Annotated in this window: 12 protein-coding genes; 3 read left to right on the top strand and 9 right to left on the bottom strand. The window is 63.7% G+C overall.

The window, feature by feature from the left end; genetic code table 11:
* Nucleotides 1-90 precede the first annotated feature (90 nt).
* Genes AC1DON_RS00920 through AC1DON_RS00910 form a run of 3 tightly spaced genes read left to right on the top strand, consistent with a single transcriptional unit; the run spans nucleotide 91 to nucleotide 4,760 of the window.
* Nucleotides 91-2,697: a sensor histidine kinase gene (locus AC1DON_RS00920; RefSeq protein ID WP_476932850.1), complete on the top strand. Its 2,607-nt coding sequence runs from the start codon at nucleotides 91-93 to the stop codon at nucleotides 2,695-2,697.
* 54 nt (nucleotides 2,698-2,751) lie between these two features.
* The gene (locus tag AC1DON_RS00915; RefSeq protein ID WP_476932849.1) at nucleotides 2,752-4,401 is read left to right on the top strand and encodes a S41 family peptidase; all 1,650 of its coding nucleotides are present in this window, start codon (nucleotides 2,752-2,754) and stop codon (nucleotides 4,399-4,401) included.
* 2 nt (nucleotides 4,402-4,403) lie between these two features.
* The gene (locus AC1DON_RS00910) at nucleotides 4,404-4,760 is read left to right on the top strand and encodes a hypothetical protein (RefSeq protein ID WP_476932848.1); all 357 of its coding nucleotides are present in this window, start codon (nucleotides 4,404-4,406) and stop codon (nucleotides 4,758-4,760) included.
* Here the strand turns inward: AC1DON_RS00910 and AC1DON_RS00905 are convergent.
* The 9 genes from AC1DON_RS00905 to AC1DON_RS00865 all read right to left on the bottom strand — a co-directional run bounded on the left by AC1DON_RS00905 (nucleotide 4,757) and on the right by AC1DON_RS00865 (nucleotide 16,456).
* Nucleotides 4,757-5,278 (bottom strand): periplasmic heavy metal sensor, encoded by a 522-nt coding sequence (locus AC1DON_RS00905; RefSeq protein ID WP_476932847.1) that lies wholly within the window; start codon nucleotides 5,276-5,278, stop codon nucleotides 4,757-4,759. The two genes, AC1DON_RS00910 and AC1DON_RS00905, sit on opposite strands and share 4 nt — an antisense overlap.
* Nucleotides 5,275-5,733 carry a hypothetical protein gene (locus AC1DON_RS00900; RefSeq protein WP_476932846.1) on the bottom strand — a complete coding sequence of 153 codons (459 nt, stop codon included), beginning with the start codon at nucleotides 5,731-5,733 and terminating at the stop codon, nucleotides 5,275-5,277. Before AC1DON_RS00900 ends, AC1DON_RS00905 begins: the two co-directional genes overlap by 4 nt.
* 1 nt (nucleotide 5,734) lies before the next feature.
* Nucleotides 5,735-6,286, bottom strand: a complete 552-nt coding sequence (locus AC1DON_RS00895) for an RNA polymerase sigma factor (RefSeq protein ID WP_476933462.1) — start codon at nucleotides 6,284-6,286, stop codon at nucleotides 5,735-5,737.
* 257 nt (nucleotides 6,287-6,543) lie between these two features.
* On the bottom strand, nucleotides 6,544-9,495 hold the full coding sequence (locus tag AC1DON_RS00890) for a bifunctional [glutamine synthetase] adenylyltransferase/[glutamine synthetase]-adenylyl-L-tyrosine phosphorylase (RefSeq protein WP_476932845.1): 2,952 nt from the start codon (nucleotides 9,493-9,495) through the stop codon (nucleotides 6,544-6,546).
* Between the two features lie 103 nt (nucleotides 9,496-9,598).
* Nucleotides 9,599-11,095, bottom strand: coding sequence for a sensor histidine kinase (locus AC1DON_RS00885; RefSeq protein WP_476932844.1), 1,497 nt, complete (start codon nucleotides 11,093-11,095; stop codon nucleotides 9,599-9,601).
* A 189-nt stretch (nucleotides 11,096-11,284) separates the two neighbouring features.
* Entirely contained in the window at nucleotides 11,285-11,956 is a 672-nt protein-coding gene (locus AC1DON_RS00880) for a response regulator transcription factor (protein ID WP_476932843.1), read from the bottom strand.
* Nucleotides 11,957-12,094: 138 nt separating this feature from the next.
* Nucleotides 12,095-13,657 (bottom strand): Do family serine endopeptidase, encoded by a 1,563-nt coding sequence (locus tag AC1DON_RS00875; RefSeq protein WP_476932842.1) that lies wholly within the window; start codon nucleotides 13,655-13,657, stop codon nucleotides 12,095-12,097.
* A 172-nt stretch (nucleotides 13,658-13,829) separates the two neighbouring features.
* Nucleotides 13,830-14,252 carry a cytochrome c-type biogenesis protein gene (locus AC1DON_RS00870; protein ID WP_476932841.1) on the bottom strand — a complete coding sequence of 141 codons (423 nt, stop codon included), beginning with the start codon at nucleotides 14,250-14,252 and terminating at the stop codon, nucleotides 13,830-13,832.
* A gap of 209 nt (nucleotides 14,253-14,461) precedes the next feature.
* Nucleotides 14,462-16,456 (bottom strand): heme lyase CcmF/NrfE family subunit, encoded by a 1,995-nt coding sequence (locus AC1DON_RS00865; RefSeq protein WP_476932840.1) that lies wholly within the window; start codon nucleotides 16,454-16,456, stop codon nucleotides 14,462-14,464.
* Between the last annotated feature and the right edge of the window lie 112 nt (nucleotides 16,457-16,568).

The following is a 16,568-nucleotide window of genomic DNA, read 5'->3' as shown; positions in this document are numbered from 1 at the left end:
TAAGCCGGCTTTCGGTACAAGCGCTGGAAAAACAATAACCTGAAGCTCCCCGCGCGATCTGCCGGGCGCAGAAGCAAAGCGAAGCAAAGCTTGACGGCACGGCGCCAACATTCCCGCACCCGCCCGGCCCAGCCGGAGACGAAGGCGCGCGCCGGATCGGCATCGGGTAACAGCGTGACCGGCGGCATTACCCGGGCGGCACTCAGCTTCATTCCCAATACGGTGCCTCTGTGGATGCGCCTGACGATACTGGTCCTGCTGCTGGGCATGGGCCTGTTTTCAGCCATATCGACGCTGCAGCTTGGCAATTCTCTGTCGGCCGACAAGGACCGCCAGGGCCAGGTCCTGCTCGATGGCGCGGAAATGGCGGCGGCACGCGCCGAGGCACGGCTTGGCCTGGCGCGCGCCGCGCTCGAAGCCGGCGCCGATCGCATCGCGCTTGCCCCCAACGACACGCTGAGCGTCACAGAGGCCGGCCTCAAGCTGGCGCACGGTAACCTGGCCAGTCTGGCCGTTGTGCGCGTCGAAGGCGGCACGGGCACCATCGCCGCCATGTCGGGCACTGACGACCACACCCTGATCCGCAAGGCGGCCGAGGCCGCAGCAGGGAAAACGGGCCAGCGCCTGACGGTAAATGTCCTCAGCTCACGCCTCAGCGGCCAGGCCCAGCCCTATATGACTCTGGAAACCGCCGCTGGCGTGCTGGTGGCCCGACTGGATCCGGCTGTCCTGCAGACTTCCGTCGATGGGCGCCTCGGCCTTCTGGTCGACAAGGACGGCGTAATCCTGGCGGCGTCCGACAGCCGCCTGGTCGGCCAGGATACCGACACCGCCTTCGCTGTGGCGCCGGCGCAGTTACGCGACCGCGCCGACAGCCGCAACCTCATCCAGGGCGCGCGCGAAGGTGCAGGCTTCATAAAGATCGCCTCGGCACGCGTCGGTCCCGCCGGTGGCGACGGTCTGCTGGTTCTCAATGCCATTCCGACCGAACCCTTCTTCTCGATCTCGACCAGCCTGCTCACCGGCATCCTGTTTATCGGCGGGCCCCTACTGGTCGGCGTACTCTTCACGGTTCTGCTGATCTACCAGGCGCGGCGCGGCCGCCGACAGACGCTTGAGTTCCAGGCCAGCGAACAACGCTACCGGCTGGCGGTCGAAGCGGCGCACTGCGGCATCTGGGACTGGGACCTGGACCAGGACCTGATCTACATGTCCGACGTCACCGGCGTCATGCTGGGCTGGGGCGGGGGTGGTGTCGCTTCGACGTCCGAAGTGCTGGGGCGACTGGCTGCAGACCATCGCGGCGCGGTGACCCAGGCCCTTAAGGAGGCGCGCCTGACAGGCGCGTTCGACGTTTCCTTCCGTGTCCCGCGCGAAGGTGGCCGCGCCCTGTGGATCGATGCGCGCGGCCAGGCGGTCGGCGAACGCTCGGCATCGGGCTTCGCGCGCCTGTCCGGCGTGGCACTCGACGTCACCGAAGAACGCGTTGCCCAGATCCGTGCGCAACGCGCGGAAACACGCCTCCTCGACGCCATCAACTCGGTGTCGGACGCTTTCGTGCTGTGGGACCGTCATGGCCGCCTGACCATGTGGAACAAGACCTTCGGCACGACGTTCAATGTCGACGAGCGCTTCCTGCGCCAAGGCACGCCCCGCGACCTGATCGAACAGGTCATCCAGATCGCCATCCGGCGTCAGGTTCCGGTGGCGGACGGCCGCGAAAGCGTCATCGAGGCCGAACTTAACAACGGCCACTGGATACAGATATCCGAAAGCCCGACCCGTGAGGGCGGCCGCGTCGTCACCAGCGCCGACATCACCGCCGCCAAGGTCCAGGAAGAGGTGAGCCGCCGGAACGAGGAACAACTGCAGGCCCTGGTCGAAAAGCTGGAGCAGAGCCGCAAGCAGCAGGAGGTCCTGGCGCGCAAGTACGAGATGGCCAAGATCCGCGCCGAGGCCGCAAACCACGCCAAGAGCGAGTTCCTGGCCAATATGAGCCACGAACTGCGTACCCCGCTGAACGCCATCAACGGCTTTTCCGAAATCATGTCGTCGGAGATGTTCGGCCCGCTGGGCCACCCGCGCTACAAGGAATATTCCGGCGACATCCTCAACTCCGGCCAGCACCTGCTCAGCCTGATCAACGACATTCTCGACATGTCCAAGATCGAAGCCGGCAAGATGACCCTGCGTTTCGAGCCGGTCAATGTCGAGGAGGTCACCGACGACACCCTGCGCCTGATCCGCCAGCGCGCCGAAAAGGCCGGCCTGAAGCTGCGCACCCACATTCCGCCCGACCTGCCCGAGATCGAAGCCGATTTCCGCGCACTGAAGCAGGTCCTGCTCAACCTCATGACCAATGCCGTCAAGTTCACCCCCAAGGAGGGCACGATTACGGTGTCCGCCGTCCGCACCGACGAGAATGTCCACATCACCGTCTCGGACACCGGCATCGGCATCTCCGAAAAGGACCTGCAGAAGCTGGCACGGCCGTTCGAGCAGATCGACAACCAGTATCTGCGTACCAAGGAAGGTACCGGCCTTGGCCTGGCGCTTTCGAAGTCGCTGACCGAAATGCACAATGGCCGCATGGAGCTGGACAGCCTGCCCGGCCAAGGCACAAGGGTGCATATCATTTTGCCGATTCGCCAGCCGGCCAAGGGCGAAAGCGAACGCTCGGCGGACCGCGCCGCCTGAAACACGCCCGACGACCGCTTGCCGTACTGGCGAAAACGTGGTCATCTTCGCCTTATGAGCACCTTCAGTATCGGTAAAGTCGCGCAAGCCTGTATCGCCATCGCCGCCACGGCGGTCATCGCATCGTGCGGCGGCGGAGGGAGCGGCGGTTCGTCCGTTCCGTCCGGTGGCGGTTCTTCATCATCGAGCAGCAGTGCCTCGAGCAGCGCAACGGGATGGGTGGCCGGCGTCTTCCAGGCGGCCAGCACCTTCAAGGACAAGTGCCAGGCCCCGCGCACCGGCGTCGACAGCGAAGGCACCGCCTTTCCCGACAAGGCCGGCACGACGCTCGACGAAAAGAACTGGTTGCGGTCGTGGACCCACGAGACCTATCTGTGGAACACCGAGGTTGCTGACACCAACCCCAACACGCTCAGCACCCCCGTCCAGTATTTCGGCGCGCTGAAAACCCTGCTCAAGACATCGTCGGGCAAGGACAAGGACAACTTCCACTTCAGCGAACCGACAGCCGAATACCTGGCGCGGCGCAATTCGTCGGCGAGCGGCAGCTACGGTGCGGAAATCGCCGTCCTGTCTGGCACGGTGCCGCGCGACGTCCGCGTCGTCTTCACCGATCCCGGCACGCCGGCCGATGGCAAGCTCAACCGCGGCACGCGCATCCTGACGGTCAATGGTATCGACGTCGTGAATGGCGCCTCGACCCAGGCCGAAATCGACATACTCAACGATACCCTCTTTCCGTCCTCGGCCGGCGTTACCGCCAATCTGGTGGTGCGCGACGCGGGCGCCTCGGTGAACCGCAGTGTCACCCTCGTCTCGGCCAGCCTGGTGTCTAAGCCCGTCAACCGGACGCGCATCCTGACCGACGGCGTCGGCAACAAGACCGGCTATATCCTGTTCAATACCTTTAGCCCCTATTCGAGTGAAAACGACATCGTCACGGCGATGCAAGGCATGAAGGACCAGGGCGTCAAGGACCTGGTGCTGGACCTGCGCTATAATGGCGGCGGACTGCTGGCCGTGGCGTCGCAGCTCAGCTACATGGTGGCGGGCAATGCCAGGACGACCGGCAAGACGTTTGAGCGCCTGCGCTTCAACACCGCTGCCGGCACGCTCAATCCGGTGACCGGCGGGGCCAATAATCCGACGCCGTTCTACACGACCGGCCTTGGCTTCACGGTCGCCAACGGCACCGCCCTGCCCGCGCTCAATCTTACGCGCGTCTTCGTCCTGACGACCGGCAGCACCTGCAGCGCCAGCGAATCCGTCATCAACGGGTTGCGCGGTGTCGGCGTTGAAGTCATCATCGTCGGCGGCAAGACCTGCGGCAAACCCTATGGCTTCTACCCGCAGGACAATTGCGGCGAGACCTATTACACCATCCAGTTCCAGGGCGTGAACGAGGCCGGCTTCGGCGACTATGCCGATGGCTTCGCGCCGAACAATTCGACCGACGCCTATGGCGTCAAGATCGCCGGCTGCGCGGTCGGCGACGACTTCGGCCACGAGCTGGGCGACGCCAATGAGGGCCTGCTGAAGGCCGCGATCACCTATGGCGCCAACGGCACCTGCCCGGCGGCGACCATTACCGCCGTCGGCAGCAGCAGCCGCAGTGCCAGCACGTCGTCGGGCACTTCGCTACGGCTGGAACGTCCCGAACCGTGGATCATGACGACCAACCGCGACATGACGATGCGGCGGTAGTCATGCGTCACCGGCTCGCAGTCTTCCTGATCGTTGCGCTGGGGTTGACCGCCTGCCAGACGGTAGCCGGCACGCAGGTCGCGACCGTCGATCTGGATGACCCGGCCTCACGCCAGGCTCTGGAAAATGCGCTTGGGCGCGCGGTCGGACGGGCACGGGTGGAACTGGGACCTTCGCAATCGGCCAATGCCTCAAGCGTCAGTGTGCTGCCGCCGCGCCTGGGGCCGTACGAAACCCATTCCATGGCCCTGCCGATCACCTTCGACATCGTCAGCGAAGACGGCCGTTGCCTGGCCGTCCGCCGCAATACGAAAGATGTATATGATCTACCGGGCGTAACCTGCCGGACAGGCAATTAGGGCTGTTTCGCCGCGGCCGATGCCGGAACAGGCTTGCCGTTTGGCGGCGGGGCGCCATCCTTTTCAAGGAATTTGCGGAAACGGAAGGACGGGCGCAGGATAAAGCTCGCCACCGCCTCGCGTTCCTTGGCCGACAGTTGCGCCATATCCTCGATCAGCGCCGTCTCGATCTTGCCGCGCGCCATGTCTTCATAGGAGCGTGCCTGATCGGACAGGGCGATAACACGGGCGGCATCGTAGGGCTCGGTGGCAGCCACCTTGCCCGCATCCTTCCGGAGAGTGCGCGCCTTTTCCATGTCCGGTTCGCCGGTCAATGCGGCTTCCCTGATGATGGCCTTGATGCGCGCCTTGGCTTCGGGCGTCATTGTCTCATTAGGATGCCCGCCCCAGCTTGCCGGCGCCGGCGGGCGCTTCATGTGCTGGTTCATCACCACGCCCGCGCCGATACCGCCAGCGATCAGGAACAGGTTCAGCGCCACCGAGACGCCGAGCAGCCATTTCAGGGTTTTCGCTGTCATCCCACGGCCTCGTCATCGAAGACCTGCGCCTGCTCCAGCACGGCCTGGGCGCGCACATCGGCGAGCGTCGACAGGCTGAAGGTGATGCCGAAGATCGCACCGGCAATGCAGGCGGCCATACCCGCAGCCGCCCACAGGACGGGCTGACGGACTCTCGGTTTCAATACCACGACATTCCCGGCCTCTTCCGGCATGCGGCGCGCCAGGTGTTCCAGGGTCTGCCAATGCAGGCTGCGGCTGTCTTCCAGGCTCAGGCGGTCGGTTTCGGACAACGTATTGAGCAGGCCATCGGTCGTCCGCGCATCGTCCAGCCACGACTGCACCTTTGCGGCGTGGTCAAGCATATAGGAGATGGCCTCGGCGCGCTCATCCTGCGGCCAGCGTTTGCTATCGGCGCCATAGGCCTCGAGGATGTCGCGAAAGCGGTCTTCTGTCATTGTACTGGGATTGGGCATATTACGCTCCCTTCTCCTGACGGCCCTTCCCGGGGGCCGCAGAGGTGTGGGGATTATGAGAACTCATGGCGGTGCGAAGGGCACGTCTGCCCCGCGCCAACAGGCTTTCCAGCGCCTCGACGCTGACGTCCATGACGTTGGCGGCCTCCTGATTGGACAGTTCCTGATAATAGGTCAGGACGATGGCTTCGCGCTGGCGGTCCGGCAGGGCATTAATCGCAGCTTGGACCTGGCTGGCGGTTTCGGCGGCCTCCATGCGGGCCGGCGCGCTGATCGTGGTGTCGACGATTTCGACATCATCGGTCGAGACCTGTTCGCGGCGGCGGCGCAGGCGGTCATAGCAGAGATTGAGGGCCACGCGGTGCATCCAGGTATCGATGCGCGCCTTGCCCGGCACCCAGGTCGCCGCCTGCTTCCAGGTGCGCAGCAGGGTTTCCTGGGCGACGTCCTCGGCTTCGACGGGATCACCCAGCATGCGCCGGGCCAACGCCACCAGGCGCGGCATCTTGCGCGAGACAAGTATCGACACCGCGGCCATGTCGCCACGTCCCATGCGTTCCAGCAGGTGTTCGTCGGGATCGGTGCTCACAGCGCTCCGCGAAATGGTTGAAGGCCCTCCCGGCCAGGCAAGAACGGTCGTGTCAGGCATTGCCTGCTCCATTCCTAGCACAGAAGACCGATATGTGCGAACCGCACGTCATGAAAACTCACCGACAGATGATGCTCCCCAGCGTCACGACCATTCAACGCGGTGACGCAGGGTTTCCGTCGCTCCTCCCTCCCAGGCACTAAGGGTCGGGAGGAGAATGCTTATGCTTCCGGCGACACCACGCGGTCAAAAGCCTGGCGGGCACGCTTGCGGATATCCCGGAGTTTCTTTTCCAGCGTGTCGAGGCGGCGGGTATGGACCGCGCGCGCCAGCTTGCGCTGGAAGGCTTCGGGTTCGTTGTGCGGGTCGTCGTTTTCCGTCAGCGACACGCGCATCACCTGGGCCAGGGACTGCTGCACGCGCCAGCCGAGGATCAGGGCGTCGATCTCGGCGGGCGGCGCAAGGCCGGCACGCTGCATGGCCGTCAGCGCCTGAAGCGTGCCGGAACGCAATGGCCCGCCTTCGGAGGCATAGACCAGTTGCAGGAACTGCGCGGCAAACTCGGCATCGACCTGGCCGCCGACGCTGAGCTTGAAGTCCCAGAAGGTCTTGGCCGGCCGTTCCCGCTCCATCAGAGCACGCATGTTGAGAACGTCGAGCGCGGTCTCAGGGCGCGAACGCGGCGTGCGCAGGATGGTCTCGACCTTGAGCCGCACCAGGTCAGCGAAGTCGGCCGACGACGCCCATACGATACGCGCGCGCGTCAGGGCCAGGAACTCCCAGGTGTCGGCTTCGCGGGTGTAGTAATTCTCGAATGCCGCCAGCGACACGGCAACCGGCCCCTTGGCGCCGGTCGGGCGCAGCTTCATGTCGATTTCGTAGAGCGTGCCTTCATGCGTTGGCGCGGACAGGGCAGCGATCAGGCGCTGGGTGACGCGCGCGAACCAGGTCTCGGCAGCCCAGCCCTTGACGGTCGATCCGGCTGAAGGATCGTCCGGCAGGTAAACCGCCATAAGGTCGAGGTCAGACGTCGCTGTCATCTCCTGCGAACCCAGCTTACCCAAGGCAATAATGGCGATCTGGCCGTCCAGCCGGCCGGCCTGGCGCGTGACGTCGTCGATCGCCAACGGCGCCAGATGGTTGACGCAGGCGTCAGCGACGCGGGCATAGGCCGCGCCGGCCGCCTCGGTCGACAGCCGGCCGGAGAGAATTTGCATGCCGATGCGGAACTGCTGTTCGCGGCCGACGCGGCGCAGAGCGTTCATGACCGCTTCGATATCGGCCGGCACGCGTTCGACTTCGCGGCCGATCAGCGCGTCGAGCTCCTCGCCCAGCGGCTCGAAGAAGCCGGCGTCGAGCATGGCGTCGAAAGCCGTCGGATGGCGGGCCAGCATGCCGGACAGACGCGGGCTGAAGCCCATGATCTCGACAACCATGCTGAACAGCTTGGGGTTTGCCAGGAACAGCGACTGGATCTGCACGCCGGCGCTCAAGGTCACGAAGAACTTGGCGAAGCGCGTAAAGGCGATCGATGGCGTGCCGGTTTCGTTCAGCGCCTCAAGCAAGCGCGGCACCAGCCGGGTGAACAGTTCGCGCCCCCGTTCAGAGCGCGTCGCCGGGATGCGGCCGTGGTGCCACGACCGGATGGTCGCCGCCACCTGGTCCGGGTGATCGAAGCCCATGCGCTGCAGGGTCTTGATCGTTTCCGGATCGTCCTCGACACCGGTGAAGACCAGGCTGCCGAACGATGACGACAGGGGCTCGGCTTCAGAGAACAGTTCGCCGTAGTGGCCATTGACCAGACGCAGGGTCCGCGACACGGCAAGGTCGAAGCGGCTGAGGTTCGAAAAGCCCGACAGCACCGCCACCTGCATGCGGCCATCTTCGGCCTCAGGCAGTTCGTGCGTCTGCTCGTCATAGAGCATCTGGACGCGATGTTCCCAGTTGCGCAGGCGGATATAGGCCTGTTTCAGTTCCTTGGCGACGGCTGGCGCCAGGTGGCCGGCACGGCGCAGCGCATCGAGCGCATCCAGCGTCCGGCGCGAGCGCAGCGACGGGTCGCGGCCACCCAAAATCAACTGTTGAGTCTGGGCGAAGAATTCGATTTCGCGGATGCCGCCAGCGCCCAGCTTGAGGTTGGCGCCGGCAGGTTCCAGCCGCTCATCAACCTTGTAGACGTGGATCTGACGCTTGATCGAATGGACGTCGGCAATGGCCGGATAGTCGAGACTGCGCCGCCAGATGAACGGCGTCAGGTCGGTCATGAATTGCTTGGCTTCGAGCGGATCGCCCGCGACGTTGCGCGCCTTGATGAAGGAGGCGCGCTCCCAGTTCTGGCCGACCGATTCGTAATAGTTGAGCGCGAACGGCACGCTGACCACGGTCGGGGTCGACGATGGGTCCGGGCGTAGGCGCAGATCGACACGAAAGACGTAGCCGTCGCCGGTCCGCTCCGACAGGATGACTGCCACCTGTCGCGCCACACGGTCGGCAAAGGTCTGCGGATCGACCGTGTCCTTCAGCGGCAAACGTTCCAGATCGCAGAAGAAGGTGATGTCGATGTCCGACGAATAGTTCAGTTCCCCGGCACCGTGCTTGCCCATGGCCAGCACGAACAGGCCGGGCAGGACGCCGCGCTCCTTGTCCCACTTGGGATCGTCGGGCGGCAGCAGGCGCCCCTTGTCGCGCTCTTCGCGCACCACCAGGGCCAGGGCGGCACAGGTGACCGCATCGGCAAAACGCGTCAGCGCCGCCGTCACGTGGTCGAGGCTCCAGACGTCGCCGAGGTCGGCCATGGCGGTCAGCAGGTGCGTATCGGCCTTAAGGTGGCGCAAAATCTTCTTGGCAGCATTGATATCCGGCGCTTCGATCGTGCCAGCCTGTGACTCCAGAGCCTCGGTCGCCAGCAGAATGGCTTTCAGGCGGGCTTCCGGCGCGGTGATCAGGGTTTCGCGCAGGCGCTGCGGATCGCGACGCATCAGGCCTGCCAGATAGGGCGACGCCGCGACGATCGGGCGAATGGCAGCCTCGGCCTGCAGCAGCACATCGCGCCAGCCCTCGGCCTTGGCGACCTCATGCAGGGTTTCAAGCGTATAGTCGGCCGCACCGGCATTGAGCACGGGTCCGCAGCTGTGGAGCCGTTCGACCAGCGAGGAAAAAAGCACGTCGTTCATAACATTCCTTGTGCCGTACCGCCGTCCGGCCCGCAAGACCTATGGTTTGCAACGATTCCGGTATTTGACAAAGTCATGTGACAGGAAAGTGCTTTAAAACGACTCAGCCTTGCAGCGGTGGCAGCACCAGGGCGGTGCGCAAACCCGGCCCGTTGCCATCGAATACGCCCGGACCTTCGTCAATCGTCAGGCGGCCCTTGTGCGCCACGGCGACGGCTTCGACCATAGCCAGCCCAAGGCCCACGCCGGGCAACGAGCGGCTGTTTTCGAGACGGACGAAGCGTTCGGCGATGCGCGGACGATCCTTTTCGGGCACGCCGGGGCCAGTATCCGTGATCGAGAATTCGACCTCGCGCTGCGACGTGCGACGCAGGCGGAAGGTGATGCCGCCGGCCGCCGTGTATTTGACGGCATTGTCGAGCAAATTGGCCAGGGCCTGGGCCAGGAAGTCGCGGTTGCCCAGCACACGCACGCCGGGCTCGATCTCGGCCTCGAACTCAAGCCCCTTGTCGGACGCGACAGCCTCGTAGAGCTCGGCCATGTCGGTCGCCAGGTCGCTGGCCGGGAACAGGACCTGATCGGGTGCCTGGCCGGCCGCCTGCAGCCTGGAAATGGCAAAGACGGTGTGGAAGGTGCGCAGCAACTGATCGGTCTCGTCCAGCGCCTTCTGCAGGGCGTCGTGGGCCTGTGACGGGTCGCGGTCGACCTCGAACAGCGATACCTCAAGCTTGGAACGCAGGCGCGACAGCGGCGATCTCAGGTCGTGGGCGATGGCGTCACCAGCATATTTGAGATTGCCCATCGTCTTTTCCATCCGCTCGAGCGTCTGGTTGATGCGCGCGGCCAGGGCATCGAATTCGTCGCCGGTTTCACGGACGGCAATGCGCGCCTTGAGGTCGCCTTCCTGGACCTGACTGAGGACGTTGGTGACGCGAGTGACCGAGCGCGTGACTTCCTGGTTGATCAGCGTGCCGGCGAACAGGCCGAGCAGGATAACCAGAACGCCGCCGCCGATCGCCGCATTGACCTCCTGCTGGAAGCCGTGGTCGGCCCACGACATGTCCATGGCGACAAAGACGTAGAAGTCGTCGTCGAAACGGACGATGCGTCCCTGGAAACGACAGCAATTGCCCGGCGTATTGGGAGAAGAATAGGTGAAATTGAAGGAGCTGGCCGGTTTGTCGAGGTTCTGCATGCCGCGGCGGATGATCTCATCCGGCAGGTCGCGACCTTCCATCTTGGTGCGGATATTCTGGGCCAGGATGGTGCCCGACGAATCGAACACGCCCTTGGCGAAGCCCCATTCGACCGCCTCGTCGCTTAGGATCTTGCCAACGACGGCCGCGTGGCCTTGAGTTTGATCTATGTCCTTGAGAATCTTGACGCGGGCATCGATCGAGCTGTTGCCCCAGGCGCGCGATTCCGTCGAGGTCGCCAGCCAGATATAGCCGAAGACCAGCATGGCGACGAACAGGTAGACGCTCAGGAAGACCAGGGTCAGGCGGAACGGCGTCTGGCGAAAGACGTTCGGCCGAAAAAAGGTCAGGTTCCAGAAGTCCGACAGGTTCTGGCGCAGATTGGAGAGGAGCTTATCGGGCATGGACGGCGCAATACCAACTTCCTTCCCCGTTTACGGGGAAGGTGGCAGGCGCTGCGCCAAGCAGCGACTGACGGAAGGGGGAAGCAGGCGGTTGGGAAATCCCCCTTCCGTCACGGCGCAAGCGCCGCGCCACCTTCCCCGTAAACGGGGAAGGAAATAGGAAGTGGAATGCCGTAGGGGATACGCGTGTCACGCCTTTAACTGATAGCCTTCACCACGTACCGTGTGCAGCATCGGCCGGTCGAAGCCCTTGTCGAGCTTGGAGCGCAGGCGGGAGATGTGCACGTCGATGACATTGGTCTGAGGGTCGAAATGATAGGCCCAGACCTTTTCCAGCAACATGGTGCGGGTGACGCTCTGGCCGGCGTGGCGCATCAGGAATTCCAGCAGCTGGAATTCGCGCGGCTGCAGGTCGATGACCGTCGTCTGGCGCTTCACCTGGCGCGAAATCAGGTTCATTTCCAGGTCACCGACACGCAGGATCGTTTCGACCTGGTCCTTTTCCTTGCGGCGGGCCAGGGCTTCGACACGCGCCAGCAGCTCCGGCAGGGCATACGGCTTGACGAGATAGTCGTCGGCACCGGCGCGCAGGCCCGACACGCGGTCTTCCAGTTCACCAAGCGCCGACAGGAACAGCACCGGCGTATCGACGCCGTCGGCGCGCAACTGCGTGAGCATGCTGACGCCGTCCATGACAGGCATCATACGGTCAAGAATGATAACGTCGGGCGCCTGCTGGCGAATCGCCTCTAGCCCCTGCTGTCCGTCGCCAGCCAGGCGGGCCTCGATGCCGGCCTCTTTCAGGCCCTTCTGCATGTTGAGGGCGGCTTCCATGTCATCTTCGACAATCAGGACCTGCATGTGCGATTCTTTCCGTTATTTATGTAACCGGTTTAGCGCGGATTATTCTGTCAGGCCCGTTAAATATTCGCAATTAAGCATTCGGGAAACAAAAAAGCCCTCCGTTTCCGGAGGGCTTTTCAGCTTGAAGGCTCTGCCTTACTTCTTGGCCGGCGCGTCTTTCAGCGACAGCGGCAGCGGCAGGTTGCGGCCATCGCGGCTGATCAGCAGCAGGATGGACGGACGACCCGCCTTTTTAAGTTCGTCGACCACCTTGGCGAACTCGGCCTGGGTCGTGATCGGACGCTGGTCGGCCAGGACGATGACGTCGCCGGGCTTGAGCCCCTTCTGACCGCCGTCGCTGTTCATGTCGACATTGGTGATGACCACGCCCTTGATGTCCGAATTGAGACCGTAGGTCCGGCGGTTCTCAGGGGTCAGGCCCTTGACGCTCATGCCCATGACCGACGGCGTCCCGGTTGCCTCGGCACCCGGTGTTTCGGGACCGTCATCGCCACCGTTCAGGCCCTTAGCCAGGTCGTCCTCGCTGGGGCGCAATGCTGCCGTCAGTGTCAGGTTGACCACCTTGCCGCCACGGACCACACCCAGCGTTACCTTTTCACCGACCTTGACGTCGGCGATACGGCGGGTCAGCTCGGTCGGGCTCTTGACCGACTGGCCATTGACGGTCTTGACGATGTCACCCGCCTGGACGCCGGCCTTGTCGGCAGGACCGCCCTTGGTCGTGTCGGTGATATAGGCGCCCATCGTATCGACGGCCAGCGCCTCGGCATTTTCCTGGGTCACCGGCGAAATGGTGACGCCGATATAGCCGCGTTCGATCTTCACGCCGCGGATCAGCTGCGAGGTGATGCGGTTGGCGATGTCGGCGGGAATAGCGAAGCCGACGCCGGCATTGGCGCCCGATGGGGTGACGATGGCCGTGTTGACGCCAATCACCCGGCCGTACAGATCAAAGGTCGGACCACCCGAGTTGCCCCGGTTGATGGCGGCGTCGATCTGCAGGTAATCGATATAGCTGGTGCCCGATTCGCGCAGGTCACGGCCATAGGCCGATACGATGCCGGCGGTGGCGGTGTTGGAGAAGTTGAACGGGTTGCCGACGGCGACGACCCAGTCACCGACGCGCGGCTTCTTTTCCAGCTCCCAGCGCACAAACGGGAAGTCGTGGCCTTCGACCTTGAGCACGGCCAGGTCGGTCGCCGGATCGCGGCCGATCACAGTGGCCTTCAGTTCCTTGTCATTGGTCAGCTTGACGGTGATTTCGTCGGCGCCCTGGATGACGTGGTTGTTGGTGACGACATAGCCGTCGGCCGAAATGAAGAAGCCCGAACCGGCGCCGCGCACTTCCTGTTCGCGGCCGCCCTGGCTGTCATCGTCCTGACCGGGGAAGTCGAAGCCCGGAAGCGCAGGAATGCCGGTTGGCACCTTCATCTTGCCCTTGGTCTCGATCGAGACGACGGCCGGCGATACGCGCTCGATCATGTCGGCGAAGGACATGGGGGCGCCATTGGGCGGCTTGACCGGGGTCAGATCGGCTGCGCGGATCAGTTGCGCGCCGTCATAGCCGATGCCGGGCGCCTGACCGTTGAAGCCCGACATGGCGGCGGCGGCGACACCCGCGCCCAGCGCCAGGCCGGCCACTGCGCCAGCGACCGTCGAACGGTTTTTGAAGAAAGCACTTAAGGTCGTTTTCCCCATGGTACTTCACTGTTCCTTATTAGGGTTGGGTGCGGACGTTTCCGCACCAATCTGAGCGTTTCGCCAGGGGAATACAACCTCCCCCGCGCACAAAAATCAGGTCCTTATCGACTATAACCATCGCTGAGGCAAAATCGTGACATTCCGAAAACTTTCGTAGTTTTCTTATGCGTCAGTGATCGTCCCTGAGGATATCGCGCAGCCGCGCCTCTTCGGCGTCACTTAAGGTATAGTCACGGGAGATATGTTTCCGGCGTGACATAATGACGAAGACGGCGATTCCGCCGATCAGGATCAGCGGCGGCAGCCCCCAAAGCAACAGGTTACCGACGGAAAAACGCGGCCTGAACAGGACGTAGTCGCCATAGCGCGCCGATAGTCCGGCACGAATTTCCTCATTCGAGCGGCCTTGCGCGATCTCTTCACGGATTTCGCGGCGCATATCGGCAGCGATGGCCGCGTCGGAATCGGCGATGTCCTGACTCTGGCAGGCAACGCAGCGCACTTCGCGGTAGAGGGCTCTGGCGCGGGCCTCGTCCTGGGCCGCGTCGGCGTGGGCGGTGAAGGGAAAGAGTAAAAGCCCGACTAGAATCACTAACTTTACGCCCTCCCCATTCATGGGGAGGGCGGACCATCTGCTCCGCAGATGGTGGGCGGGGCCTTCCGCGGCTGGCCAAAGGTATACAAGCTTCAGACCAAAGCGTTTGACATATTCGAGGGCAGGCCCCGCCCACCATCGCAAGCGATGGTCCCCCCTCCCCATGAATGGGGAGGGCGAAGTGCCCATGCTGTCCTGGCCATTCGTCACGACGCCACCTCTTTGAGCTTGCTGGCCTTCGTCGCGATCCCTAACCGCAAGCGCCGGTCGAACAGCGACAGCAGCCCGCCCAGCGCCATCAGCATGGGCCCGAGGAAGATCAACCGCACCCATGGATTATAGAACCAACGCACCTGCCACACCGGCTTGCCATTGATGCTTTCCTGCGGCTGGGACAATACGACATAAAGGTCGTTCAACGGCTCGAAACATAGCCAGACCTTGCTCTGCATCGAATTCGACGCCGAATAGAACCGCCGCTGGGGCCGCGCCTCGCAGACCTGACGGCCATTCTTCTCAATGACAAACACCCCGCCCTGAGCGTCATAGTTGGCACCATCCTGACGATAGGTGCCGGTAAAGGTCATCTCATAGCCCGCCAGCCTGGCCGTATCGCCGACCTGCATGCTTTGCTGGATACTGACGCGCGAATGGCTTTCGACGATGGCGCCCAGAACAAACACGCCCAGTCCGACGTGCGCCAGGATCATGCCATGCGTCGCCAGCGGCAAGGCGATGAACTTACGCCACGCCCCAGTACGGAACCCGATGCGCTCGGCCAGGAGCCGCAGCGAACCCCAGATCAGCCAGAACCCGGCCAGCAAGCCGGCAAAGAAGGTCAGCTGTTTCCACACGCCCCCCCCGCCATAGAACAGCGAACCGATGGCGGCGCTCAAACAGGCAATGCCAAAGGCCAGGCCCAGGCGCTGAACGACGCCCTTCAGGTCGCTGCGCTTCCATGACATCAGTTGCGAGACCGGAATGAGCGCGATCGCCGCCAGCATGATCGGTCCGAATACGGCAAGGTAATAGGGTCCGCCGACCGACATCGCCTTATCGACCAGCGCCTGCATCAAAAGCGGATAGAGGGTGCCGAGGAATACCGACAACAGGGCCGCCGACAGCAACAGGTTATTGAGCACCAGCGAGGCTTCGCGCGACACGGCGGCGAATAGACCGCCCGGCTTCAGCTCCGGTACGCGCAGCGCGAACAACGCGAATCCAAGTCCCGCGGTCACGAACAGGATGGTCAGCAGCAATATCCCACGCTGCGGATCGGAGGCAAAGGCATGGACCGAGGTCAGGAGTCCCGAGCGGACCAGGAATGCGCCCATCATCGAGAAGGTAAAGGCCAGGATCGCCAGGAAGACAGTCCACGCCTTCAGAGCATCGCGCTTTTCCATGACGATTGCACTGTGCAGCAGCGCCGTCGCCGCGAGCCACGGCATGAAGGAGGCATTCTCCACCGGGTCCCAGGCCCACCAGCCGCCCCAGCCCAGCTCATAATAGGCCCAGTAGGCGCCCAGCATGATGCCTATGGTCAGGCACACCCAGGCTGCCAGCACCCACGGCCTGACCCAGCGCGCCCAGGCGCGGTCCAGACGGCCTTCGATCAGGGCAGCAATGGCAAAGGAGAAGACCACCGACATGCCGACATAGCCGAGATAGAGCATGGGCGGATGGAAGGCCATCGCCGGGTCCTGAAGCGCCGGATTGAGTGACAGGCCTTGCAGGGGCGCATCGGCGAGGCGGCCGAGCGGGTTGGAACTTAACAGCGTGAAGCCGACAAAGGCGGCGCCCAGAAGGCCCTGTACCCCCAGAGCCTTGTGCTTGAGGCTGTCCGGCAGGCCGCGCCCCAGAAGCGTGACCAGCGCGCCAAAGCCGAGCAGGATAGAGCACCACAGCAGCATCGAGCCTTCATGCGATCCCCACGCGCCCGAGATCTTGTAAAGCAGCGGCTTGTCGGTGTGCGAATGTTCGTAGACGTTCACCACTGAGAAGTCCGAACGGATAAAGGCAGCGATCAGGATGGCGAACGACAAGATGACGCTGAGCGCCGCCGCCAGCGAAACGCCTTCGCTGTAACGCTCGATGCCGCGTAAAGGCTTCCACTGGCCGGCGGCGACCAGGCTGACCTGCGCCAGGCTGAGCACAAAGGCGCATACCAGCGCAAACACACCGATTTCGTTGAGGAAGGTCATGCGACGCCGCCCCTCATTATTATTCCCGCCCCGTTTACGGGGWGGGGGGACCATTTGCGCAAGCAAATGGTGGGAGGGGGAAGCCGTCGGTTATCCAAAGCGCAAACGTCAG

This window comes from Asticcacaulis sp. P4_H10 (genome assembly GCF_056400965.1).
The sequence above is the reverse complement of the archived record's forward strand: the minus strand, read 5'-3'. Positions and strand labels throughout refer to the sequence as shown.

What these genes read in the sequence shown, in the direction of transcription:
- AC1DON_RS00910 (WP_476932848.1), top strand. Translation starts at nt 4,404, where the DNA reads ATGCGTCACCGGCTCGCAGTCTTCCTGATCGTTGCGCTGGGGTTGACC.
- AC1DON_RS00865 (WP_476932840.1), bottom strand. Translation starts at nt 16,456, where the DNA reads ATGACCTTCCTCAACGAAATCGGTGTGTTTGCGCTGGTATGCGCCTTT.
- AC1DON_RS00885 (WP_476932844.1), bottom strand. Translation starts at nt 11,095, where the DNA reads ATGCCCGATAAGCTCCTCTCCAATCTGCGCCAGAACCTGTCGGACTTC.
- AC1DON_RS00895 (WP_476933462.1), bottom strand. Translation starts at nt 6,286, where the DNA reads ATGGGACGTGGCGACATGGCCGCGGTGTCGATACTTGTCTCGCGCAAG.
- AC1DON_RS00905 (WP_476932847.1), bottom strand. Translation starts at nt 5,278, where the DNA reads ATGACAGCGAAAACCCTGAAATGGCTGCTCGGCGTCTCGGTGGCGCTG.
- AC1DON_RS00880 (WP_476932843.1), bottom strand. Translation starts at nt 11,956, where the DNA reads ATGCAGGTCCTGATTGTCGAAGATGACATGGAAGCCGCCCTCAACATG.
- AC1DON_RS00890 (WP_476932845.1), bottom strand. Translation starts at nt 9,495, where the DNA reads ATGAACGACGTGCTTTTTTCCTCGCTGGTCGAACGGCTCCACAGCTGC.
- AC1DON_RS00875 (WP_476932842.1), bottom strand. Translation starts at nt 13,657, where the DNA reads ATGGGGAAAACGACCTTAAGTGCTTTCTTCAAAAACCGTTCGACGGTC.
- AC1DON_RS00915 (WP_476932849.1), top strand. Translation starts at nt 2,752, where the DNA reads ATGAGCACCTTCAGTATCGGTAAAGTCGCGCAAGCCTGTATCGCCATC.
- AC1DON_RS00900 (WP_476932846.1), bottom strand. Translation starts at nt 5,733, where the DNA reads ATGCCCAATCCCAGTACAATGACAGAAGACCGCTTTCGCGACATCCTC.